Here is a 21253-nt window from a genome sequence, read left to right as displayed (position 1 = left end):
CCAGATTAGCGCTGAACGGCGCTTCTCGCGAGGTCTGTCCAGTTAGTGCCTGTTTCCGGCGGGCACGGCGGCACGCTCCGGCGCCGGCCGGCGGGTCGGCAGCACGGCGAGCAGCAGCAGGCTGAGCAGCACGTACGCGTTGCGGACGACGAACTCGACGGGGTCGTCGGTGCGCGCCGGGGCGACGCCCCAGTCCTGGAAGGTCACCACCCCGTAGACGATCACGAAGCTGGTGCCGACGGCCAGGACGAGCAGCCACCGCCGCCGGCGGGCACCCTCCACCGCGGTCCGGTCGGCGTCCAGCGCCGCGTCGAGCAGCACCACCACCGCCGGGATGAACCAGTACAGGTGATGTGTCCAGGTGATCGGGCTGACCAGCCCACCGACCAGGCCGGTCAGGGTGAGGCCGGCCAGCGCGTCCCCGGCCCGCGCCGCCCGGGCGGCCCGCCACAGGCCGTACCCGGCGACCAGCAGCACCAGCAGCAGCCAGGGCAGCTGGCTCGGCTTGTCCGGCGCGGTGATCCGGCTGAGCAGGCCGAACAGCGATTGGTTTCCGGTGTAGTCGGTCCGCCCCACCCGGTCGGTCGCCCACAGCTCGTGGGTCCAGAACCGCCACGAGTCGCGGGGCGCCACCGCCGCCGCGAGCAGCGTGGCCAGCGTCGCGGTCACCGCCGCCACCACGGCCGCCCGCCAGCGCCGGGTGGCCAGCAGGTAGAGCACGAAGATGCCGGGGAAGAGCTTGAGCGCCGCCGCCAGCCCCACGCCCACGCCGGCCCAGCGCCGCCCCTGGGGTACGGCGAACAGCAGGTCCCCCAGGATCAGCACCACCAGCAGCATGTTGATCTGCCCGAAGGTGAGCGTTTCCCGGGTGCTCTCCACGGCGAGGACCAGCAGCACGGCGACCGTGACGCTGAACAGCTTCGGCAGGTCGTGCCGCCGCACCAGGGGCAGCACGAGCCAGCGGGTGGTCACCACCACCCCGACCACGGTGAGCACCGTGAAGATCGCGATGGTGACGCCGAGGCGCGGAAGCGCGAACGGCCACAGCACCAGTCCGGCGAGCGGGGGATAGGTGAAGTACAGCAGGCCCTGCACCCGGTCCGGCTGCACGTAGTCGTAGAGCGGGTGGCCGGCCCGCCACCAGTCCATCGCGCTCATGTAGATCTTGAGGTCGAGGAACTTGTGGTTGAGGCCCGGACGGTAGAGCGCCGGCAGCAGCGCCGCGAGTGCCACCACCGTGACCAGCCGACGGGCCGTACGCCCGCCCGGGTCGTCCTCGGTGACGGCTGGTGGCGCGACGGGTTCGGCTGGCACGGGGAAACCCTAGCGGTCCACCTCGGCGAGGGTGCTTCAGGCGCGGGCGGGTCGGCGGCGCGTAGTCTGTGGCGGTGGCTGATCTTCTCGTCTGGATCGACTGTGAGATGACCGGGTTGGACCTCGGCAAGGACAAGCTGATCGAGGTCGCCGCTCTCGTCACCGATCCCGACCTCAACGTGCTCGGGGAGGGCGTCGACGTGGTCATCCACGCCGACGAGGCGGCGCTGGAGGCGATGCCGGAGATCGTGCGCACCATGCACGCCAAGTCCGGCCTCACCGAGGAGGTGCGCCGCTCCACGGTCACCCTGGCCGAGGCCGAGGACATGGTGCTCGACTACGTCGCGAGCCACGTGAAGGACCCGCGTACCGCCCCGCTGTGCGGCAACTCGATCGCCACCGACCGGGGCTTCATCGCCCGGGACATGCTTCGGCTCGACGCCCACCTGCACTACCGGATGATCGACGTCTCCTCGATCAAGGAGCTCTGCCGGCGCTGGTACCCGCGGGTGTACTTCGGTCAGCCGCAGAAGGGGCTGGCCCACCGGGCGCTGGCCGACATCCGGGAGAGCATCCGGGAGTTGGAGTACTACCGGCGGACCGTCTTCGTGCCGCTGCCCGGCCCGGACGTGGAGAGCGCCAAGGCCATCGCCGCCCAGCTCTGAGCCCCGCCGGGCGGGCCGCCCCGAACCCGCTGGACGGGGCCGGCAGGGGTGTGGCTATTATTAGTCCGCGCCCCGCCCGGGTCGACCGGCGCGGAGAGCATGGTGGCTGTAGCTCAGTTGGCAGAGCACCGGGTTGTGGTCCCGGTTGTCGTGGGTTCAATTCCCATCAGTCACCCCGCCAGTGGATCTCCGTATCCGCAGCTCAGGCCCCGTCCTCGGACGGGGCCTGACGCGTTGTGGGGGAGCCGACGGCGGATCACACACACATCCACCATCAGCCGCTCGGCCGCCTGCCGGCCCCCCGCCAGCACACCCGGCAGAACCGACGCCGGAGCCGGGCCCGCAGGAATCGGCATCGCCTACCCCCTCATCGCCGCCTTCGAGGCACCAACCGACCGCACGCCACTCACAGAAGCGGGCACATCCGGCAGCCACAGTCCCGCCCGCGCCGGCAGCCAGAACCCCACATAGGTGCCGGCGGTAACCCGGTAGTGCAACTCACCGTTGATCACCGCGCTGGCACCCAGCGGGGCGCTCGACTGCCGTGGAAACGTGACCGTCTTCGACCCCGTCACATTCCAGAACGAGTCGAACGTGTGCCCCGTGTAGGTGCCGGGCTCGACGGCAAGCAGCCGCGTCGGCGTATACAGGTGCTCAACCACCTTCGCGGCCAGCCACCGCCGGCCTGGCTCCTCGGCCACCAGGTAGCCGGCGAGCGCCCCGTCAACGATCCGGTAGTGCACGTCCCGGCCGCGAACCCGAACCCGCTGGTCGGTGTGCGCCATCGACGCCCGCCCCAACGTCATCGTCTTCGACGCCACCACCTGCCCGGCGCTGTCAAACCGGTACCCGACGTGCACACCGGCCTCGAACACCACCCGACCACTCACCACCGGATACGGGTAGTCCGCGCGCAGCACATCCGCGTATGCGGCGAACAACCCGGCGTGCGTCAACCGGTGCAACATGGTCATCTGCACCGTGTGGTCCTGGTGGTAGTTCGCGTACGACACCGGGCAGCCGATCCCGTAGCGGCTGGCCCACCCAGGCACCCGCATCCCCGTCGGCACGTACCGGCGCACCGTGGTGGCGGTGCCGTCGAACAGGGCCACCGCCCGCGGGTCGCCGGTCAACCGCCAGTAGTCGTACACCCCGTACGAGGCGTAGATCATGCCGTTGAACACCTGCTCGCCCCGCACACCGGGCGGGCTGTCCGGGTACTCGTCCAACCACAGGTAGCCGTCAGGGTCGACCCACGTCACCCACGGCCCGTCAGGGTCCGGGCCAAGCGTCAGGCTGTCCAGCGTCCGGTCCGCGGCCTCCCGCCACTTCGGGTCGTCGGTGACCCCGTACAGCCGCACGAACAGGCTCAGCAGCAGCCCCGGCGCCATGCCACTGAACCACGGGGCGGTGAGCACCTGGCCGGTCCCGCACCGGGTCAGGTCGAACCCGTACGGATACCACCACGCCCCACGCGACTCGACCCGGCGGTCCAGGTTGCGTTGCGCCTGAGCCGCAGCCCGATCCAGGAAGAACTGGTCGTGGGTCAGCTCGTAGGCGTTGATGTTCTCGAAACCCCACGTGACCTGCACAACCGGGTGATCCACCAGGGTGCCCTGCCAGTTGAACAGCCGCACCCCCTGCTCGTCATGCGGCTGCGGGTCGACACGCGGCGCGGTAGCCGACCGCCACGTCGGCGACACGCCGCCGGGCAGCGGGTGCAGCTGGTAGCCGTCGCGGGCGTAGCCAGCGACCGTCTCCTGCCGCAGCGTGTCGGCGCGGGCGGGAGCGGGACCGGCGGCGACGAGGACCGCCACCATGATCAGGATGAGTGCCTTCACAGAGCCTCCAAAATGGGGGAACTGTGGGGCATCCTCCCAGCCGGCCACCGCACCGGGTGGTAGCGCCGCTCCGCTGCGTCACCGGACGCGGCAGCTCACCCGGGCTCGAACATCTCGTACGCCACCGTGGTGGCGTCCGACGCGCTCGTCGACGTGATCACGAACGACGCACCGGCGACGCGGGCCGACACGGCGGGCGAGCTGGAGACGTCGGGGGCGTAGGGGAGAGGTAGGGGAAACCACATGGGTCCTTATGGGCCGCCGGGCCCCCTTCTCTGGGAGGGGGCTTGCGTCGTTTCCGGTCCACGAAGCGGGAAACGGCCCCCTCCCGGTGGGAGGAGGCCGTCGAGTTGCCCGTGCGATCAGGGGGTCGGCTCGACGCTCGGCGCGTCCGCGGCCGGGCTGGTGTCGTCGCCCGGCTCGGCCGGCGGCTCGTACGGCAGGGCGCTGCCCTTGACGTACTCGTCCCAGCTCATGTTCCAGTCGGTCCAGCCGTTGCCGTTCTGGAGCTTGCGCTCGGTGCCCTTCACCGTGATCGGGTCGCCGATCCGGGTGTTGGCGAAGAGCCAGTTGCCGTCCTTCATCGAGACGTTCACGCAGCCGTGCGACACGTTCGTCCTGCCCTGCACACCCTCCGACCAGGGCGCGGCGTGGATGAACTCGCCGCCCCAGGTGAGCCGCTGGGCGTAGTCGATCTCGGTGCGGTAGCCCTCCTCCGGGCCCAGCTCCTCCATGGTGTCGAAGACCGTGTGGCGCAGCTTCTCGATCACCACCATGGTGCCGCTGGACGACGGGGTGCTCTTCTTGCCGAGGCTCACGAGGATCGTCTTGATCGCCTTGCCGTCCTTGGTGACCGTCATCTTCTTGGTGCGGTTGTCCACGGTCATCACGAACGACGAGCCGATCTTGATGTCGACGGTGAGGTCGGAGCGGCCGTACCAGCCTCCGCCGAGTGGCAGGCCACCCGCCTGCACCTTGTAGGTCACCGTGCTGTTGGCCTTCCAGAACTCCTTCGGCCGGTAGCGCACCTCGGTCGGGCTCACCCAGTGCCAGATGCCCTCCTGGGCCGGCTTCGAGGTGACCGTCATCCGGCGCTGCAGGTCGTCGCGGTAGTCCTCGGGGATGGCCCGGCCGAACTTCACGATCAGCGGCATGGCCACCCCGACGACCTGGTTGTCGCCGAGGAAGCTGGTCACCCGGACCTGCTTGCCCGGCTTCGCCATGGTGGTGAAGGTGCTGGTCGCGGTGGCGGGCTTGCCGTCGTCGCCGGTCGCGGTCACCGTGGCCGTGTAGGTCTCGCCGTAGGCCAGGGCGCCGTCCGGCAGCCAGCTCTTCCCGTCCTTCGCGAGCTGGCCCTCGACGACCTTGCCGGCGGAGTCCTTCAGCTCGACGGTGGTGTCCTGCGCCTCCTTCGTCGTGAAGGTGACGGCGGTGGAGGCCGGCACGTCCTTGGCGTCGGCCGCGGGCTCGGTGATCGTGGCCGCCGCCTTGGGGCCGCTCTCGCCACCGCCCTGCCAGCTCGACCCCTTGTCGTCCCCGCCCTTGTCGCTGGTGCACCCGGTCAGGGCCATGGCGGCGGCGAGCACCGCGGCCGCGAACACGCGGCGTCGCCCGCCGCGCCGGGCACTGCCGCCCCGGATCAGCTCGTCCTGGCTAGCTCGCATGTTTCCCTCACAGTCGTGGTCCCGGGCCCCATCGTCCCTATAGACGCACCGGAACGGTTACCCGTTGCCGGAAGTGAACCGAAACACCCTGCCCGCGATGTAACGATTCTGATACCGTGCGGCGCTTTGTCGGGTGGAGTGGTCTCTCCGCCAGGCGTTACGCGGACGAACGGCCACCGAGGGTGGCGCGTCCGCCCACGTTACGCCTGCTCAGAAGGGCGATCCCTGCCCACCCTCGGGCACCGGCACGGCGCTGCCCGCGACGAACTGCGACCAGCTCATGCTCCAGGCCGTCCAGCCGTTGCCCGGCTCCAGCCGCCGCTCGGTGCCCTTCACCGTGATCGGGTCGCCGACCAGCGTCTTGCCGAAGAGCCACCGGCCGTTCGCCATGGAGACGTTGACGCAGCCGTGCGAGACGTTCACCCTGCCCTGCTTGCCCTCCGACCACGGCGCTGCGTGGATGTACTCGCCGCCCCAAGTCAGTCGCTGAGCGAAGTCGATCTTCGTGACGTACTGGTTGCGCGGGTCCGGCTCGTCGCGGGTGTCGAAGACCGTGGACTCCTTCTTCTCCATCACCACCATGGTGCCGCTGGACGAGGGGGTGCTCTTCTTGCCCAGGCTCACCGGAATGGTGCGGACCACCGACCCGTTCTCGTAGACGGTCATCTGCTTGGTCGCGTTGTCGACCTTCATCTCGAACGCGCGGCCGATCTTGGCGGTGGCGGCCCGGTCCATGTTGCCGTAGCGGCCGTTGCTCAGCGGGATCCCGGCCAGCCCCAGCCGGACCGTGATCGTGGTGCCCGGCTTCCAGTACTGCGGCGCCCGGTAGTACGCCTGCGTGCCGTTGTAGACCCAGTGCCAGGCGCCGGGCTGCGGCGGGTCGGTCTGCACGAACATCCGCTTCTGCACCGCGGCGCGGTCCTTCTTCGGGATGCCCGGCGAGAACTCGGCGACCACGGGCATGCCCACCCCGTACGTCTTGCCGCTGAACAGGTAGAGCCCGGAGCCGATCATCGACTTCGGCTTGGCCATCGTGGTGAAGCTGCTGGTGCCCTGCCGGGTCTGCCCGTCCGTGCCGGTGCCCGTGACCGTGGCGGTGTACCGGGTTCCGTACTTCAGCGGAGCCGACGGCACCCAGGACGAACCGTCCCGCCGCAGCCGGCCGGCGACGGTCGCGCCGTTGGCGGCGGTGAGGACGACCTTCGACACCTTCCCGCCGCCCGGGACCTTCGCGCTGATCTCGGTGCTGACCGGGCGCTTGGCGGACCCGTCGGCCGGGCTCACCGTCAGCGCCGCCAGGGCGGGCCCGCTCGGCTCGCCCGTCGCGTCCGGCGACGTGGTCGCCCCCGGGTCGCCCTGCTGCGCGCCGGCCACGAACGCCGGCTTCTTCTGGTCGTCACCGCACCCGGTCAGTGCCAGCGACGCCGTGAGGACCAGGACGCCCACCACCGCCCCGGCCCGCGCGAACCTGCCCATTCCCACCTCTGTTCTCGCGTGCCTGGCGGACATCGTGCCCCATGAGCACCCGCGTCCTGCGCCCCTCGACCGGACAGACGCGAATTTTGCGGTCTTTCGCCGGTTAAGCTCGACCGAAGGGTGGAGCCCGGTATCGGATTGGAACCCGGGTCGGCGTGCGTGCTAAGGTTCTTCCCGTTGTCAGCGAGCGCCGCTAGCTCAACTGGCAGAGCAGCGGACTCTTAATCCGCGGGTTCGGGGTTCGAGTCCCTGGCGGCGCACACTTCAGATCAGGCCCGGTGCAGTGCACCGGGCCTGATCTTTTTCGTCCGCCACTGCCGCATCGGGCTGGGGAGCGTGGCCCGGCGCACGCCGGCCGCGACCGGCGGCGAAACGGTGGCCGCCCCCGGCTGGGGCGTGATCGGCGGCGTGTTAACGTTCCTGCCGTTGCCGGCGAGCGCCGCTAGCTCAACTGGCAGAGCAGCGGACTCTTAATCCGCGGGTTCGGGGTTCGAGTCCCTGGCGGCGCACCAACGATCAAGGCCCCGACCTGTGTGGTTCACACCGGGTCGGGGCCTTATTCGCGTACGTCGGTGGTGGGCGGTCGCTCGGTGGGTGCTCTGGAGCCGCTGGACCGGTCCAGCGTGGCTGGGACGATGCGGCCAGGCGAGCTTCCGGCCGTCTGCCGGAGCGCGGCTCGACAGGATCCCATAGTCAGTTATGCCGGACGGTGTGCAGGTGACGCCTCGGCGTGGCGCATCTTGTAGTTCCAGGGGTTGCACGGCGTGGCCACAACGCGTGGCGTCGCCGTCGTGTTGGGGTGCCTCGGTTAACCGCGCACCGAGAACTCGCGTGGCTGCACGACGCGGGGCTGGTGGGCCGGGCGCGGTCGGCGGAGGACCGGGCGCACGCATGGTGGTATGGGATCACGGGGGAGGGCGTAGAGCTACTCGGCCACGCCCTCGCCGTCGCCGGGGCGGCCGGTGCCGTTGCGCCTGGGCCGGCGGCAGTGGGTGGGGCGCACTACCTGTTGTTCCTGCCGCTGCTGGCGGCCTCGCGGCAGGACCCTGGCCGGTGTGGGTTGTTCCAGTGGTTGGCGACGTTGGACACGTCGGTGTGGTTGCGGAAGCGGGGCTTGGCGCATCTACGCGCTGACGGGTACGGCGTGTGGCTGGAGGACGGCCGGTGTGTGCGGTTCTTGGTACACGTCGATCCGGACCAATTGCTGACGTCATCGCCGAACGCGAGCGGCCCACCGCCAGCCTCGGTGGAGTCCTTGTCGGTGACCGGCGCACCGACCCCGTCGTGCCGGTCGGTGTGGTGCTGGTCATCGCCCGCGGCGCGCTGCCCGGGAAGCGAACCTGCTGGCGGCTCGACGACGTTCCCGGCGCCGAGCCCGACGAGGAGGGGCGTGGCCCTGCAGGCCACTGTCCAACACTTCGGTGGCACCGCCGAGGAGGACCAGCACGAACTGCTGATCATTTATAACGTCCCGACCGGTTGGTTAGTACGCCACAGCTTGACGCACCACCCGGGCGTTGGATCGGACTTAACCAGGCCCAGGCCAACTGCGTAGTCAAGGTCATGCCGTGGGATTCCGATCGCCCGCCGAGGTTGGTCAGCCTTCAACGAACCCGAGCACCTGTAGCTGTACGGGCGCCCGGCATTCAGCCAAGTTGAAAATCCGGCGCGGAAATTCGCCCAGAGGTGGGGCCCTCCGCACAGGGAGCTTCGGCTACGGTGTTGGCGTCGAATCCATACCGGATGGAGCCCGTGACCAGCTATTCGAGCAATGCAGACGGAGAGTCTGACGGCGGCCGGCGGGCTGCCGACACTCTTCTCGGGACGATCGCGGCAGGTCGCGCTGTCCTTGTCCTCGGCCAGCGACACAGCACCGGCCTCGTTGACGAACTAATCCGTGACGTCGCCACGCTCTCCGGTGCGGCGGAGCGGCCCAACCTCCAGGAACAATTGCAGGAGCTGGAGACGGCGAGCCGGGTAGAAGAGGTTCGCCGGGCGTTCGGCCGGCATCGGCCCAACGATGACCTGCTCGAGATCGCACGGTGCCCATGGAGCATGGCCGCCGTCTCCGCCGTCGATCCGTTGCCGCTCGAGGCCTTCAACCAGGTGGGTAGCGACTCCGGACGGCGGCTGCGCGTGCTGTTCCCGTCGCAGGCGAGATCGCTGTCGGCATCGGTAAACCCGGCGGTGCTCACTGTCATCCGGCTCTTCGGCTCGACCGACGAGCAGGTGCCGGCCAATCTGCCCCCGCTGACCGCCATGGCGCTCCGGCAGCGACGCGCGTTCGACGTGGTACCGGTCCTCCAGCAGCTCCCGTTCCTTGCGGCGTCCGGCATGGTGGTCATCGCGGGCGTCGGCGAAGACGACTGGCTCCCGCTGGATGTGCTGGCGCTTGCGTGCAGCGCCCTACCTGCCGGCTCGGTCCACTGGTTCCTCGGCCACGAAAAGCCGGCGAAGCCCTCCGACTTCGACGACTTCGGCGATGCCCTGGTCGTCCACGAGGGCGCCCTGCCCGACTTCCTCCGCGACAACGCCGCGACCGACGCGGGCCGTAGGCTCGCGGAGGCTCAGGAGACCGCACTCTCAGCTGACGATCACATCATCTCGTACGGCCGACCCGGCGAGACCAAGCGCATCGTGCTGTCGGCGCAGGAATGGCGCAGCATGGCGCAGTCCGCAGTCATCCTCGACGATGCCGCGACCGCCACCCCGCCACCCCTCTCCCCGGACGAGATGCGGACGGAATTCCGCCACTTCCTCCGGGGCACGCAGCGTCCGCCCGACTGGTCGGCGATCGTCCGAGGTTTCCTGTACAGCCGCGATGCCGGCCACGAACTGGCGAAGGCCGTTGAAGCCGCGCTCACCCAGATCGGCTCGGTAAATCCCATCGAGTCGACGGAGCAGTACGCCGTCAATTACTCGCGCCGCCCGATCCTGCTGACCGGCCCGCCGGCCTCCGGCAAGAGCCGCATCCTTCATTGGCTGGCGGTCCACCTGCGCCAGCGTGGCCACGTCGTCCTCTACGTCGCGCCTGTCGCCGGGCGGTTGAAGATTGAGGCGATCGAACGGGTATGCCGCCTCCTGCAGTCCCGCGGGGCCCAGGGTGTGGCCGTGCTGGGCGACGAGCTCGACAACGCCGAGTACGCCCAACTTGCCGAGGCGCTCGCCGCAGCGGGCCGTAACGCGGTTGTGGTGGGCTCTGCCCGGCACAGCCCGTCCAAGTTCAAACCGGACGACGATCCGAGGTTCATGGCCGACCGGGAACCGGACTACAAGCCGATTCCGGTGGAGCGCCGGCTATCGGGGCAGGAGATTGCGAAGTTCAGGAAGTACCTCGAGGACCATGGCGAGAGAACAGACGGCCTCACCGCCGCCGTGATAGGCGACCCCTACTTCCTCCTGCTCCTCTACTACCTGCTACCCGATGCCCGTGGAAACGTCCGGCTGCGGGTGGGGGAGGCGTACGACCGGTTGGCCCGCGCTCTCGACGCGGCGGGACGGGCGGCGGAAGGCAGCGATCCTAAGGGCAACAGCGAACTGCGTGAACAGCTGAAGGCAGCGGCCAGCCAGCTCTTCCCCGGCATCGACTTCGATCGTGGTACCGAGGCCGAGGCGGCCTCACCCTTCGCGCACAGCGAGGCGACCCGCAATGCGCTGGACCTTGCCCTGCTCTGCGCGCGGCTGAAGAGGCCGATCCCCGTCGACCTCCTGCTGCGGGTCTTCGGCACCGACTTCATCCGGCCGTACGCCGCGTTCAGCCGCCGTCTCGGCGACTCCGATCTCATGTACGAGACCGTGGACGAGTACGGCGCACTAGTGCTGGGCACCGACCATGACGAGCTTGCCCGCCTTGCGCTCGGGGTCGTGCGGCCATCGCTGCCGGACCAGGTGCGTCTCCTCGAGCCTCTCGTCGACGCGGTCCAGTGGCGCGAAAGCAACTACCCGGGCGACGACCCCTATCAGGACTACTGCATCGAGATCCTCCGTCTGGTCGGTCCCCGCGGCGCGTACGCCGATGATTATTCGAGCCCTGCCAGCCTCGAGCTGCTGGCCCAGGTGCTCGAGCGCATTCGGCGTGGTCGCCAGGTGCGCATCCCGAAGCTGCTGCTCCTCGAGGCGCAGGCCCTGCGCCTGCTGGCCAACCGTGACGCCGATTACGACACCTCACTGCACCACGCCGTGAGCGCCATCGAGATCCTGGAACAAGCCGAGGAGGTGCTCCAGGCCCGCCGCGCGACGGACACCCGGAACCTCGAGCTGCTCAACCTCCTGACCACGCGCGCCGCCGTGCACGGATACAAGATCGGTGCCCATCTACGCCGCCTGAAGCAGGTGTACGAGACGGCACCCGGGTCCTCAGAGGAGCTGACCCTCCGCAAGGCGATCGAGGACGAGCTGGAGCTGGTGAGCCTTTACGTTGGCCGCACTCGCGCGCTCGGCCGCACTAGCTTCTTCCCGCTGGACGTCAACTTCTGGACGCTGCGGGATGTCGTCGGTCAGATCCCGGGGCTCTCCGAGGCCGAGCGGATCCGCTTCATCGCCGAGATGGCATCCATCCTGGAGACGGCGGTGGAGGAGCCGCTGGAGCCACGGCAGGTCCAGCGGTTCCTGAGCCGTCGCATCGAGCTGGCCGAGCTGGAGGGGCAGCATGCTGTCAGTGCTGAGCTGGCCGAGGGGATGCGCCGCGAGGGTGACTTCTCCGGCTACTGCCAGATTATCAGAAGCCAGGTCTACGACCCGAGAACCCGCCGGGCGCGGTCACCAGCCGCCGCGCGGCAGGGCCTGAATAGGCTCCTAACCCTGGACGAGGCCGTGTGGCGCAGCCGGGTGGCTATGGCGCTCGCCCATCACCTCTGGATGGAGGCCCACCTGCCCGGTGGTCAGGTCGGCGGCGCCGACCCGGTATACGCCGCCTGCACGCGCGAGGAGTGGGAGCAATGGAGCGAGATCCTCCGCGCTCGGCTGGGCTTCTCTGAGGACGAGGACAGCGCGTTTGTTACCTTCTGCCTGGCTTGGGCGCTGCTCCAGCTCTCCGAGCCCCACGCCGCCCTCAGCCAGATCGGGGCGCTGGAGGCCAACTCGGCCGGCAGCCGGCGGCGGGTGGGGTGCCTGGCGGTCCTCTCCGGCGACGACGGCAACCCGAAGCAGTATCGCGCGGTGGCCCGTCGCCGCCAGGGCGACGTGTGGATCTGCTACATGCCGCAGTTGCTCACCGAGATTCGGGTGTCGCCCGCAGTCCTGGGCTCGGCGGCCGATCTCCAGGTCGGCACCGAGATCCCGATCTTCGTGGGCCTCAACTACCGCGGCCTGCTCCCTTGGGACCGGCGAACCGACACACAGCGCCCGCCGGTCCCGGCCCCCCGGCGCGGCGCTCCGGGAGGCGCAGCGGAGCCTCCTCGCCCTGCGGCGCCTGCCGGGCCTTCTCCGGTCCGGCCGTCGCCGGCCATGATGCCACCGAGGCAGCCCCGAGGCCAATGAGACAGGCGGAATGGGCACAGCGATATGGGGAGACCGCCCGCTGGCGTCGTGACTACGGCGCCGGCGGCGTGCCCGTCCAGGTCGTGGCGGCCAGCCCCGAACTCGTCCAGGCGTGCGACCTGATCAATGATCTTGGGCGCGGCGAATCCCAGTTCGTGCTGGTGCAGGCGCCGGCCGGCGGCGGCAAGTCGACGCTGATCGCGGCGGCCTTGGCTGCGTTCACCGAACTGGGACTCCCCTACGAGCAGATCCAGCCCGGACACAGCCCGGGCCCGGTCATGGAGCGGCTCAGCCGGGGCAGCCTCGATGCGATCGTGGTTGTGGACGACTGCGACAGGCTTTCGGCGTCGACGTTGCGCAAACTCGTCGCGAGCAGGCGGAACTGCCGCGGCCTGTTCCTTACCGCGACCAGGGTCGGGAGCGACACCTCCTCGGTCCTCGACGGTGAACACGACCACTACCTCCGGGTGCCACATCTGGAGCGGCGACCGGACGACCTGCTCCTCGTCGCGGCCACTCTCTGGAGTCAGCTGTCGATGCCGCCGCTCGCGGACGCCTGCGACGAGTCCGCCACGGAGGCCCTGCTCCAGGGCACGTACGGCAAAGGCGCGTGGTCGCTCGCAGCCGTCCTGACGAGCCTCGCCGAGCTGCTGGAGGCCAGTGGAGACCTGGACGGTGGCCGCCTCCACCGGAAGATCACCTCAAGCGACGTGACGCCGCACCTGTTCCGCCTAATCAGGGAACAGATGCCGCAGCCGGCGGTCGCGCCCACGGACGCCGTCCTAGTGGTCGAGGGCGAGACCGACGAGATCTACCTGAGGCGGGCCGCCGAGCTCGCCCTGGAGGAACAAGGATGGCGCCTGCTCGACGGGCTGCAGGTCGAGTCGCCGGCTGGCCGCACCGGAGGCGCCAGCGCCGTCGTGGACCGCCTGCTCGAACTCCGGCGTGACGGCGTCACCGGGATCGGCCTCTTCGATCGAGACCCTCCCGGCTCCGTCGCGTGGGACATCGCCCACCGGCACGACCTCAAGCGCTACCAACTACCTGCCAGGTTCGACCCGCTCGACCGCGGCGACCAGAGCGCGATCGTGGAGATCGAGGATCTGCTGCCCGTCGAGCTGCTGGACCGCTACTACCAGGAGCATCCTGACGCCTCCTGTGAGGAGCGGCATTGGCGCCTGGGTCGATGGCGAATCGTTCCGCTTGGCAAGGACAAGGGGGAGCTCGCCGAGTGGGTCTGCTCCGTCGCCACCTACGATGACTTGGAGCGGTACGTGTATCTCCTGGTCGAGGTCCGGCATCTGCTGGACTTGCCGTACTCCCCGGCGATGCGTGACAAGCGCTGGCTTGCTCGCCTTCAGCAACGACCCACCGAGGCGAGCGAGCCGGCGATCGCCCCGGCAGCCCTTCCCGCCGCGTCCACCGCCGGGCCCTCAGCTCCTTGAGCTTGCCGGACGCGGGTAATCCCCCTCATCCCAGAGCCTGGCGCGATCACTGCAGGCTACGTCCAAAGGTCGGGCCGGCAGGCTACGCAGGTCAGCGCGCCGGGACACCAATTGCGCCCTGAAATTCCCAAGACCTGCTAGATCAGCTTCCCCGCCTGGGTGACAACCTTTCGACGTCGTGTGGCTGGCCATCGCCGTTGGACCCTGCAACCGTTTGCGCCGGTGATCGTGCGGGGGTAAGGGGGTTGGCGTTGCTCTCGTAGGAGGCAGATGGAGATCCATGCGCTGCGGGCGCAGGGCTGGACGATCTCGGCGATCGCCCGGCATGTCGGTGCGGCCCGTAAGGCTGGGTTCGTCAAACGCATGGCCTCTCAGGGAAGCGTCCGGGCACACCTACGGCGCTGACCGGCTGCACCGGCAGCTACGCCGCCACGGCATCCGCGACGGCAGCAAGCGAGTCGAGTGGCTGATGGTGCAACAGGGCTGGCGGGGCCCGTTCCTGCTCCGAGGCTGGAGCAACAGCGGCGCGGTGGTCCGCATTCTGTCTAGGCGAGGGCACCGGGTGGGCGCGCTGCCCAGCCGAACGCCGGCGCGGAAGGCTCGCCTGGATTCGTCACTTTCAGTAACCCACTGTCTCAGTGTGTGGCGCCTCATCGTCGAGCCGGGAAGGCGCGCGTCAGGCGTTTCTGGCGATCGCTACAGCGGTGCGATTTCTCCGTGGAGATCAACTTCTGGCAGCCCGGTTTGACCGCTTCGTTTTCTTTGTCCTCGGCTCTTCGGCTGATTCACTGAACAGTGATCTCCAGAATCGGCCCCAAAACCACGATTTGGGTATGTGGGTGCTCGCACGGCCTGCCGACGCCTGGCCCAACGGCCCACGGCGGGCGCTGTCGCCGCTCACGGCGGTCCCTGGCTTCCGATCTCCCGGCCAGAGCATCGACCACTCTCTGTCACGGCTGTGGGAAACAGGATGTCGGACCGCCGGGGTTCGGAGGGATCATCGGGGAATGGGTGACCAGGATGCCGCGCGGCGGTTGTCCCCGCGGCAGTGGCGGATCCTGTTGTACCTGGCGCAGCACGCTTCTGCCTCGACGCTGGACGTGGCGCTTGTCTGTGCGGTGTCGCGGCTGACGGCTCACCGGGACCTGGTGTGGCTGTACGAGGCGGGACTGGTGCGCCGCGACCGTTCGCCGGAGGACCGGACCCACACCTGGTGGTACGGGGTTACGGCGGAGGGGACCGACGTGCTCCGGCGGGCCCTGACAGCGTCGGGGCGGTCGGTTCCGCTGCGGTTGGGTCAGCGGCCCTCCGGCAAGGCGGATGCCCTGTTGTTTCTGCCGTTGGTGGAGGTGTCGCGGCGCAACCCGGGGCGATGCGAGCTGTTCCAGTGGCTGGCGACGATGGGGACCTCGGCGTGGTTGCGCCAGCACGACCTGGCGCGGTTGCGGGCCGACGGCTATGGCGTCTGGCTGCAGGACGGGCGGTGCCTGCGGTTCCTGGTACACGTCGACCGCGGCCCGATCGGCGACGTTGTCGCCGAGCACGAGCGGCCGGCGTCAGGGCTGGGTGGACTGTTGGCCGGCTACCGGCGCGCGGACCGGCTGGTGCCGGTCGGGGCGGTTCTGGTGATCGCTCAGGACGCCGAGCGAGAGGAACGGTTGCGGGCTGACCTGCTCCGGGAGCCACTGCGGAATGCTGTCGCCACAACCACGCAGCAGTTGTTGTATCGCCACTGGCCGGACGATCAGTTATGGCAGGTGCCGGGCGAGAGTGGTAGGCGCCGCCTCGTCGAGGTCGGATCCTGACCTCACCACGTCACGATGCCTCTACCACCATCAACCTCCTGATCGCGACGAGGTAGGCGGAGTGGTGCTGGAGTCAGCGGCGTCGTGCTGCCCTGCTACCCCTACGCTGGCGGCATGAGGGAACTTAGCGCGAACCGGAGTGGTAGGTGCTGATGAACCGGCATGCGGCGGCACATGCCGAGGCGATTCCCGACGCTATCCGGGCGGACGTGGAGACGCTGTGGCGCTACCACGACATGTATCACGAGTTGCGCCCGTGCGACGTGGGGATTGGGTTGGGCAGTCATGACCTCGGCGTGGCTGTCATCGCGACGCGCTTGTTTCACGAGGGCCTGTTCCCAAGAATCGTGTTTACCGGCGCGAACGCCCCGACGACCGTCGAGCGGTTCCCGCGTGGAGAGGCGGTGCACTACCGCGAGTACGCCGTCGAGCAGGGCGTACCTGGGGAAGCGATTCTCGTGGAGCCGTGTGCCACGAACACCGCTCAGAACCTGGAGTACTCGCGTCAGCTCCTGACTGAACACCAGATTCCGGTGCGGTCGGTGCTGATCATGTCGCGGCCCTACCAGCAGCGTCGGGCCTACGCGACGTGCAGGCTGATGTGGCCGGAGGCCGATGTGGTGTGCGCGTCGAACCCGCTCGAACTGGACGACTATGTGAGCAGCATCGGCGACCCGCGGCGGGTGGTGGACATGCTGGTCGGCGACACGCAGCGGATCGAGGTGTACGCCGAGCGCGGGTTCGCGATCCCGCAGGAGATACCAGACGAGGTACGGGCGGCCTTCGAGCGCCTGGTAGCGGCTGGCTACACGAGCCGGCTGATCTGAGCCCAGCTACCAGCGCGGCCCTCCCGACCGGACGCCCATCCGGTCGCTGAGTTCGACGGCCAGTCGAGGGGGCCGGGGGCGGGTGAGGATGTCCCGGACGAGGTCGCGGGAGAGCTGGTGGTAGCGCACCTGGTCGGGGCCGATGACCTCGGCGTCCAGGAGTGCGGCGAGCGCGTCGTCGATGCGGTTCCACCGGGCAAGGGCTCGGGCGGTTTCGATGGCGTGGCGAACCTGCCGCTCGACGGGCACGGTGCTGGTGTCGAGTGGGGCGCCGATGGCGATGGCGCGCTGCACGTCGCCGAGTTCCATCGCCACGGTCGTCTTGTGGATCGACACGTTGGTCGGCCCGAACGCGGTCCACACGTGGTTGCCATCGGCACCGAGTCGCCGTGCGGCGGCATCGGCCTCGGTGATGTGGGTGTCGGCCGAGGCGCGGTCGTCGTCTCGGGCGGCGGCCAGCGCGCAGACGAGGTGCAGGCTGCCGTAGACCGACAGCAGCTGTGGAGTCGGCTTGACGAGCCGTGGTTCCAGGAACTGTGCCGCCGTGGCGGCGAGGCCTCGGGCTTGGGCGTACTCACCGATGGAGGCCAGCGAGTGCGCGGCGGAGCGGCTGAGTGAGCCGATGACGACGTGGTCGTGGCTGGCGTTGGCGGCGGCCAGACCTCGGCTGGCGGCGGTCCACGCGAGGTCACCTTCGCCTAGCTTGGTGAGGAACAGCGCGGCGAGCTGGTGGGCGTAGGCGGTCATCGCATGCGCGCGCTGGCCGTCGTCTCCGTCGTACGCCTCGGTGGCGGTGAGGCGGTCGTGGATGAGGTAGGGCAGCCGGCGGGCGAGGGTGCCGTACCGCGAGTGCTGGTAGGCGGTCCAGATCTCGGCGACGTCGTTCTCGATCTCGCGCAGGGCGGCGGCCTCGACGTCCCCCGTGCTGGCCAGCGCTGGCGCGAGGTGGCGATAGTCGTGGAGCGCGGCCCGCAAGGCGGGGATGGTCTCGCGCCCTGAGTCGTCCGACCACTCGAACAGGCTCGGTGCACCGATCAGGTCGCCGAGGGACACGTCGAGGGCCTTGGCGATCGCGCGGATGACCGACAGCCGGTCCAGGTCGGCCCGGTTCGTTTCGACCTTGCGTAACCACTCCTGCGTCTTGCCGACCAGACCGGCCAGCACCTCCTGTGAGAGCCCGCGCCGACGCCGGTAGAAGGCGACGCGCTGGCCGATCGTCATGTCGTCCGTCATCCCTCGCACACCATCACCCTGCCCGCTGAAGGCCGCTGGACCCGGTACGGATTTTCCCGGTCCTCCGAAGGGGCCGCCCCTACGTTCAGTTCACCTCGGATCACCGGCGTGTGTCGATGCCGGTGTCGGGATGGCTGACAGGGAGCTGCAGATGGAGGGATCGATGAGCGGCGCACCACACCACGGCTTGGGCCGCTGGCTCGGCCCGTCCGGGAGCGAACTGTCGCGGCGTTGTCCCCGCCTGCGTACCGCCATGAGGGCTGCGCGGGTGGGTGATCGGCGGTCTGCTCCCAGCCGCCGTGATGCGGCGGCGGGCTCGCCCTTCCCCCGGCGAGCCCGCCGCTCATCGTTGCTGGCGGGAGTGGCGGCATGACGGTCTACGTCTCGCGTAACGCGATGGCCGGCCGGTCCCGGCGCCCCGAGCCCGGGTGGACGGCCTTGCCGGGACAGGTGTGGCCCGCTGATCCGCCGCTGCTCACCTTCGTGTGGCGTCGGCTGTTCGAGCAGCAAGCCCGCGAGGGCGGTCCCCGGTGAGCGGCCAGCAGCGCCGTCTTGTGGTCAACCGGCTCGCGCCAGCCGAGGTGGAACATCTGCCAATGCGCCCGCTGTGGCTGTGCCGCCGGTGCGGGCAGCCGTGGCCCTGCGGCGCGGCGAAGCTCGCGCTCCTGGCCGAGTACCGGGAAGTGCCGGTGAGCCTGTTCCTTTACCTGGCCGGCTGCCTGCACGACGCGATCGACGACCTGCACCGGCTCAACCCGAGCGTCACGGGCAGCGCCGCCGACATGTTCGACCGGTTCCTCGGCTGGCCCGCCCGCCACACCCACGCCTACCGCGTCAGTAGCCCCACGGCCGTCAGCATCGAAGAGGCCCCCTCGTGAACGGCATCGGCCTCATCAACGCCACCGGCCAACCGGCGGTCGCCAGCAGCTTCCACACGCTGGTCGTGCAGCCGACGAGCTTCTGCAACCTCGACTGCACCTACTGCTACCTGCCCGACCGGAGATCCCTCCGCCTGATGAGCGCTGCGGTCGCGCGGGCCTGCGCGGAGTCGATAGCCCTGCAGAACAGCTGTCATCCGGTGACTGTCGTGTGGCACGGGGGCGAGCCCACTGCCACACCCATCGGGCTGCTCCGGGATCTCTTGGCCCCGTTTGAGGAGCTCCGGCACGCGGGAATGGCCCGTCACGAGATCCAGACGAACGCGACGCTGATCAACCAGCAGTGGTGCGAGCTGTTCACCGCTTACGGGTTCGAGGTCGGGGTCAGCATCGATGGACCGGGCGCGTTGAACCGTAACCGCCTCGACCGGGCCGGCAACCCGACGGACGCCCGAACCCTGCGTGGCATGCAGGCCCTGGCCGACGCGGGGTTGAGGTACTCGGTGATCTGTGTTGTCACACCGGAAACCATCGACCAGGCGGATGCCCTCGTCGACTTCTTTACCGGCCTGCCCGGCTGCGAGTCGGTGGGCTTCAACATCGAAGAGCAGGAGGGCGCTGACCGGGCGCCGGTGTCGGAGGATGCCGCGTATCGGTTCTGGAAGCGCCTCATCGCACTTCGCGTCGGCGCCAGCCCGCTGCGGATCCGCGACCTGGACCGGCTGGCCGACTATCTCGCCGCCACCCGCGCCGGACACGTCGACCACGCCCCGTACGAGCCGATCCCGACTGTCTCATGGGATGGGCAGGTGGTGCTGCTGTCACCGGAGCTGCTCGGCGTCACCGAGCCGCGATACGGCGACTTCATCGCCGGCAACGTCATTCAGCAACCCATTACCGAAATGCTTGCCGGCGCCGGCGACCTGGGCTACGTCGCCGAGTTCATGACGGCCCTCAACGACTGCGCCGACCACTGCGCCTTCTACGACTTCTGCCGCGGCGCCCAGGCCGGCAACCGCTACTTCGAGCACGCGACGTTCACCGCCCGAGAAACGACCTACTGCCGAACCACCCGACAGGCCCTCGTCCGCGCCGCCGCGGAGCACCTCACCCCTCCAGGAGAAGCACCATGACCAACGCCCTCGCGGTCCTCGTCAACGCCGCACCCGAGCAACTCACCCGCCTCGGCGTCGACCCCCAGCGGTCGGTAGAGCCGATCGACGCGGCGAAGTTCGACAACCGCCCCACCTGGGCCAACAAGGGTAAGTTCGACAGCCGACCCGGCTGGGACAACTGGAACAAGAAGAAATAGCCCCGCGACGGACGCGCGGGGTGGCGTGCCCACCCCGCGCCCACACAGGTTGAGGACACATGCGCACCACCATGATCGGCGACGTGAAAGTCCTGCTGCCGGACCTCGAACCGGACGACCTCGACACCACCACGGACCTCGCCGGCGGCCTCACCGAGGCCCTCGTCGAGGGCGCAGCGTGGCACGGCTCGCGCCTTGAGGACGTCAGTATCCGTAGCAGCCTGATCACCGGCGTGGACCTGAGCGAGAGCACCTGGGAGGCGGGCAGCCTCTTCGGCTGCGAGTTCACCCGGACCGACTTCTCCGGCGCGACCCTGATCGGCATCACCATCGAACGGTGCGCCATTATCGGATCTCGGTTCACTGGCACCAGACTCACCGACGTACGCCTCAAGGACGTCCTGTTCGACGGCTGCCGCTTCGACTACGCCACCCTCCACCGCGCCAGCGCCGCCGGTTCGGTCGCGTTCATCGACTGCACTCTCACCAACGGCGCGTGGTCGTCCTGCCGACTGCCGCGCATCGCACTTCGGTCATGTGACCTCGCCGGCCTGGAACTGGACTCTTGTCACCTCGACGGCGCCGACCTGCGGGGCAGCCGCCTCCCGGGCCTCAAGGCGCCGCTGGACAACCTGCGCGGCGTCACCCTCGGCGAGGACCAACTCCCTGACCTCACCCGGCTGACCGTCGCCGCCCTCACCCTCACCGTCCGCAACGACTGAAGCCGGGGAGGCACCGTGGTCGCTGAACCCACTGGCAGCCCGGACACGATCCTTGTCTGCGTCCGGGGCAACTCCGGCTCAGGCAAGAGCAGCATCGGCCGGGAGCTACGACGCCGGTACGGCCGGGGCTGCGCCCTGGTCGAGCAGGACTACCTGCGCCGCATCCTGCTGCGCGAACGAGATCTGCTCGGTGGCGCCGCGCCCGCGCTGATCGGGCAGACCGTTCGGTTCGGGCTGGACCACGGCTACCACGTGGTGCTGGAAGGCATCATGCACACCAGCCGCTACCGAAGCATGCTGACCTCTCTGCGGGACGGCCACCGCGGCCGGTCGCTGTTCTGCTACCTCGACGTATCCCTGCCCGAGACCCTGCGGCGACACCTCACGCGCCCGCAGGCCGGTGAGTTCACCGCCGAGCACATGAGCGGCTGGTACGCCGCCCACGACGTCCTCGGCTGGCCCGACGAACTTGTCCTTCCCGAGACCACCGGACTGCACGAGGCCGTCGAGGCCATCGCAACTGCTGCCGAGCTACCCCAGACCGGACGCGACGACGACCTGCTTCCGTACGTACCGTCCCCATAGGGCAGTCC

General features: G+C 69.3%; 18 protein-coding genes and 3 tRNA genes. 15 read left to right on the top strand and 6 right to left on the bottom strand.

The genetic code is table 11. The features are described 5' to 3' along the window. Positions 1 to 42: 42 nt before the first annotated feature. Positions 43 to 1314 carry a glycosyltransferase 87 family protein gene (locus ABZ452_RS01595; RefSeq protein ID WP_357937715.1) on the bottom strand — a complete coding sequence of 424 codons (1272 nt, stop codon included), beginning with the start codon at positions 1312 to 1314 and terminating at the stop codon, positions 43 to 45. Positions 1315 to 1382: 68 nt separating this feature from the next. Here ABZ452_RS01595 and orn point away from each other — a divergent pair, with 68 nt between their 5' ends. Further along, on the top strand, positions 1383 to 1979 hold the full coding sequence (orn, locus tag ABZ452_RS01590; RefSeq protein ID WP_357937713.1) for an oligoribonuclease: 597 nt from the start codon (positions 1383 to 1385) through the stop codon (positions 1977 to 1979). Positions 1980 to 2081: 102 nt separating this feature from the next. Continuing rightward, positions 2082 to 2154: transfer RNA gene (locus ABZ452_RS01585), tRNA-His, on the top strand. Positions 2155 to 2338: 184 nt separating this feature from the next. Here the strand turns inward: ABZ452_RS01585 and ABZ452_RS01580 are convergent. The 4 genes from ABZ452_RS01580 to ABZ452_RS01565 all read right to left on the bottom strand — a co-directional run bounded on the left by ABZ452_RS01580 (position 2339) and on the right by ABZ452_RS01565 (position 6960). Beyond that, positions 2339 to 3820, bottom strand: a complete 1482-nt coding sequence (locus tag ABZ452_RS01580) for a D-glucuronyl C5-epimerase family protein (RefSeq protein WP_357937712.1) — start codon at positions 3818 to 3820, stop codon at positions 2339 to 2341. Between the two features lie 95 nt (positions 3821 to 3915). Further along, positions 3916 to 4065, bottom strand: a complete 150-nt coding sequence (locus tag ABZ452_RS01575; RefSeq protein ID WP_357937710.1) for a hypothetical protein — start codon at positions 4063 to 4065, stop codon at positions 3916 to 3918. A gap of 117 nt (positions 4066 to 4182) precedes the next feature. Further along, complete coding sequence (locus ABZ452_RS01570; protein WP_357937708.1) at positions 4183 to 5484, bottom strand: Ig-like domain-containing protein; 1302 nt, start codon at positions 5482 to 5484, stop codon at positions 4183 to 4185. Between the two features lie 210 nt (positions 5485 to 5694). After that, positions 5695 to 6960, bottom strand: a complete 1266-nt coding sequence (locus ABZ452_RS01565; RefSeq protein ID WP_357937706.1) for an Ig-like domain-containing protein — start codon at positions 6958 to 6960, stop codon at positions 5695 to 5697. A gap of 187 nt (positions 6961 to 7147) precedes the next feature. Between ABZ452_RS01565 and ABZ452_RS01560 the strand changes: the two genes are divergently transcribed. The 7 genes from ABZ452_RS01560 (at position 7148) to ABZ452_RS01530 (ending at position 16515) form a co-directional block, all read left to right on the top strand. Continuing rightward, positions 7148 to 7220: transfer RNA gene (locus ABZ452_RS01560), tRNA-Lys, on the top strand. A gap of 176 nt (positions 7221 to 7396) precedes the next feature. Beyond that, a tRNA-Lys gene (locus ABZ452_RS01555) sits at positions 7397 to 7472 on the top strand. Between the two features lie 1240 nt (positions 7473 to 8712). Further along, a complete protein-coding gene (locus ABZ452_RS01550; RefSeq protein WP_357937705.1) occupies positions 8713 to 12438 on the top strand; it encodes a hypothetical protein in 3726 nt (1241 codons plus the stop codon). Beyond that, the gene (locus ABZ452_RS01545; RefSeq protein ID WP_357937703.1) at positions 12435 to 13883 is read left to right on the top strand and encodes a hypothetical protein; all 1449 of its coding nucleotides are present in this window, start codon (positions 12435 to 12437) and stop codon (positions 13881 to 13883) included. Before ABZ452_RS01550 ends, ABZ452_RS01545 begins: the two co-directional genes overlap by 4 nt. A 280-nt stretch (positions 13884 to 14163) precedes the next feature. Continuing rightward, positions 14164 to 14631: an IS3 family transposase gene (locus tag ABZ452_RS01540; protein ID WP_357937701.1), complete on the top strand. Its 468-nt coding sequence runs from the start codon at positions 14164 to 14166 to the stop codon at positions 14629 to 14631. A 259-nt stretch (positions 14632 to 14890) separates the two neighbouring features. After that, on the top strand, positions 14891 to 15688 hold the full coding sequence (locus ABZ452_RS01535) for a DeoR family transcriptional regulator (RefSeq protein ID WP_357937699.1): 798 nt from the start codon (positions 14891 to 14893) through the stop codon (positions 15686 to 15688). A gap of 146 nt (positions 15689 to 15834) precedes the next feature. Next, entirely contained in the window at positions 15835 to 16515 is a 681-nt protein-coding gene (locus tag ABZ452_RS01530) for a YdcF family protein (RefSeq protein WP_357937697.1), read from the top strand. 6 nt (positions 16516 to 16521) lie between these two features. Here ABZ452_RS01530 and ABZ452_RS01525 read toward each other — a convergent pair whose 3' ends face one another. Beyond that, complete coding sequence (locus ABZ452_RS01525; protein ID WP_357937695.1) at positions 16522 to 17748, bottom strand: helix-turn-helix transcriptional regulator; 1227 nt, start codon at positions 17746 to 17748, stop codon at positions 16522 to 16524. Positions 17749 to 18117: 369 nt separating this feature from the next. Between ABZ452_RS01525 and amcA (ABZ452_RS01520) the strand changes: the two genes are divergently transcribed. The 6 genes from amcA (ABZ452_RS01520) to ABZ452_RS01495 are packed head-to-tail and all read left to right on the top strand — an operon-like array spanning position 18118 to position 21245. Then, positions 18118 to 18282, top strand: a complete 165-nt coding sequence (amcA, locus tag ABZ452_RS01520; RefSeq protein WP_357937693.1) for a multiple cyclophane-containing RiPP AmcA — start codon at positions 18118 to 18120, stop codon at positions 18280 to 18282. Next, positions 18279 to 18626 carry a hypothetical protein gene (locus ABZ452_RS01515; RefSeq protein ID WP_357937691.1) on the top strand — a complete coding sequence of 116 codons (348 nt, stop codon included), beginning with the start codon at positions 18279 to 18281 and terminating at the stop codon, positions 18624 to 18626. The genes amcA (ABZ452_RS01520) and ABZ452_RS01515 overlap by 4 nt, the downstream gene beginning before the upstream one ends. Continuing rightward, positions 18623 to 19759 (top strand): cyclophane-forming radical SAM peptide maturase AmcB, encoded by a 1137-nt coding sequence (gene amcB / locus ABZ452_RS01510; protein ID WP_357937689.1) that lies wholly within the window; start codon positions 18623 to 18625, stop codon positions 19757 to 19759. Before ABZ452_RS01515 ends, amcB begins: the two co-directional genes overlap by 4 nt. Beyond that, the gene (gene amcA / locus ABZ452_RS01505; RefSeq protein WP_357937688.1) at positions 19756 to 19938 is read left to right on the top strand and encodes a multiple cyclophane-containing RiPP AmcA; all 183 of its coding nucleotides are present in this window, start codon (positions 19756 to 19758) and stop codon (positions 19936 to 19938) included. The genes amcB and amcA (ABZ452_RS01505) overlap by 4 nt, the downstream gene beginning before the upstream one ends. Positions 19939 to 19997: 59 nt before the next feature. Further along, on the top strand, positions 19998 to 20660 hold the full coding sequence (locus ABZ452_RS01500) for a pentapeptide repeat-containing protein (RefSeq protein ID WP_357937686.1): 663 nt from the start codon (positions 19998 to 20000) through the stop codon (positions 20658 to 20660). A 15-nt stretch (positions 20661 to 20675) separates the two neighbouring features. After that, positions 20676 to 21245 carry a kinase gene (locus tag ABZ452_RS01495; RefSeq protein ID WP_357937684.1) on the top strand — a complete coding sequence of 190 codons (570 nt, stop codon included), beginning with the start codon at positions 20676 to 20678 and terminating at the stop codon, positions 21243 to 21245. Positions 21246 to 21253: the final 8 nt, after the last annotated feature.

Origin of the sequence: Micromonospora sp. NPDC005707, assembly GCF_040631005.1 — a bacterium.
Taxonomy (GTDB): Bacteria; Actinomycetota; Actinomycetes; order Mycobacteriales; family Micromonosporaceae; genus Micromonospora.
This window is presented reverse-complemented; position numbering and strand designations above follow the sequence as displayed.

What these genes read in the sequence shown, in the direction of transcription:
- ABZ452_RS01575 (WP_357937710.1), bottom strand. Translation starts at nt 4,065, where the DNA reads ATGTGGTTTCCCCTACCTCTCCCCTACGCCCCCGACGTCTCCAGCTCG.
- ABZ452_RS01570 (WP_357937708.1), bottom strand. Translation starts at nt 5,484, where the DNA reads ATGCGAGCTAGCCAGGACGAGCTGATCCGGGGCGGCAGTGCCCGGCGC.
- ABZ452_RS01565 (WP_357937706.1), bottom strand. Translation starts at nt 6,960, where the DNA reads ATGGGCAGGTTCGCGCGGGCCGGGGCGGTGGTGGGCGTCCTGGTCCTC.
- ABZ452_RS01545 (WP_357937703.1), top strand. Translation starts at nt 12,435, where the DNA reads ATGAGACAGGCGGAATGGGCACAGCGATATGGGGAGACCGCCCGCTGG.
- ABZ452_RS01540 (WP_357937701.1), top strand. Translation starts at nt 14,164, where the DNA reads ATGCGCTGCGGGCGCAGGGCTGGACGATCTCGGCGATCGCCCGGCATG.
- ABZ452_RS01535 (WP_357937699.1), top strand. Translation starts at nt 14,891, where the DNA reads ATGGGTGACCAGGATGCCGCGCGGCGGTTGTCCCCGCGGCAGTGGCGG.
- ABZ452_RS01525 (WP_357937695.1), bottom strand. Translation starts at nt 17,748, where the DNA reads ATGACGGACGACATGACGATCGGCCAGCGCGTCGCCTTCTACCGGCGT.
- amcA (WP_357937693.1), top strand. Translation starts at nt 18,118, where the DNA reads ATGACGGTCTACGTCTCGCGTAACGCGATGGCCGGCCGGTCCCGGCGC.
- amcA (WP_357937688.1), top strand. Translation starts at nt 19,756, where the DNA reads ATGACCAACGCCCTCGCGGTCCTCGTCAACGCCGCACCCGAGCAACTC.
- ABZ452_RS01500 (WP_357937686.1), top strand. Translation starts at nt 19,998, where the DNA reads ATGCGCACCACCATGATCGGCGACGTGAAAGTCCTGCTGCCGGACCTC.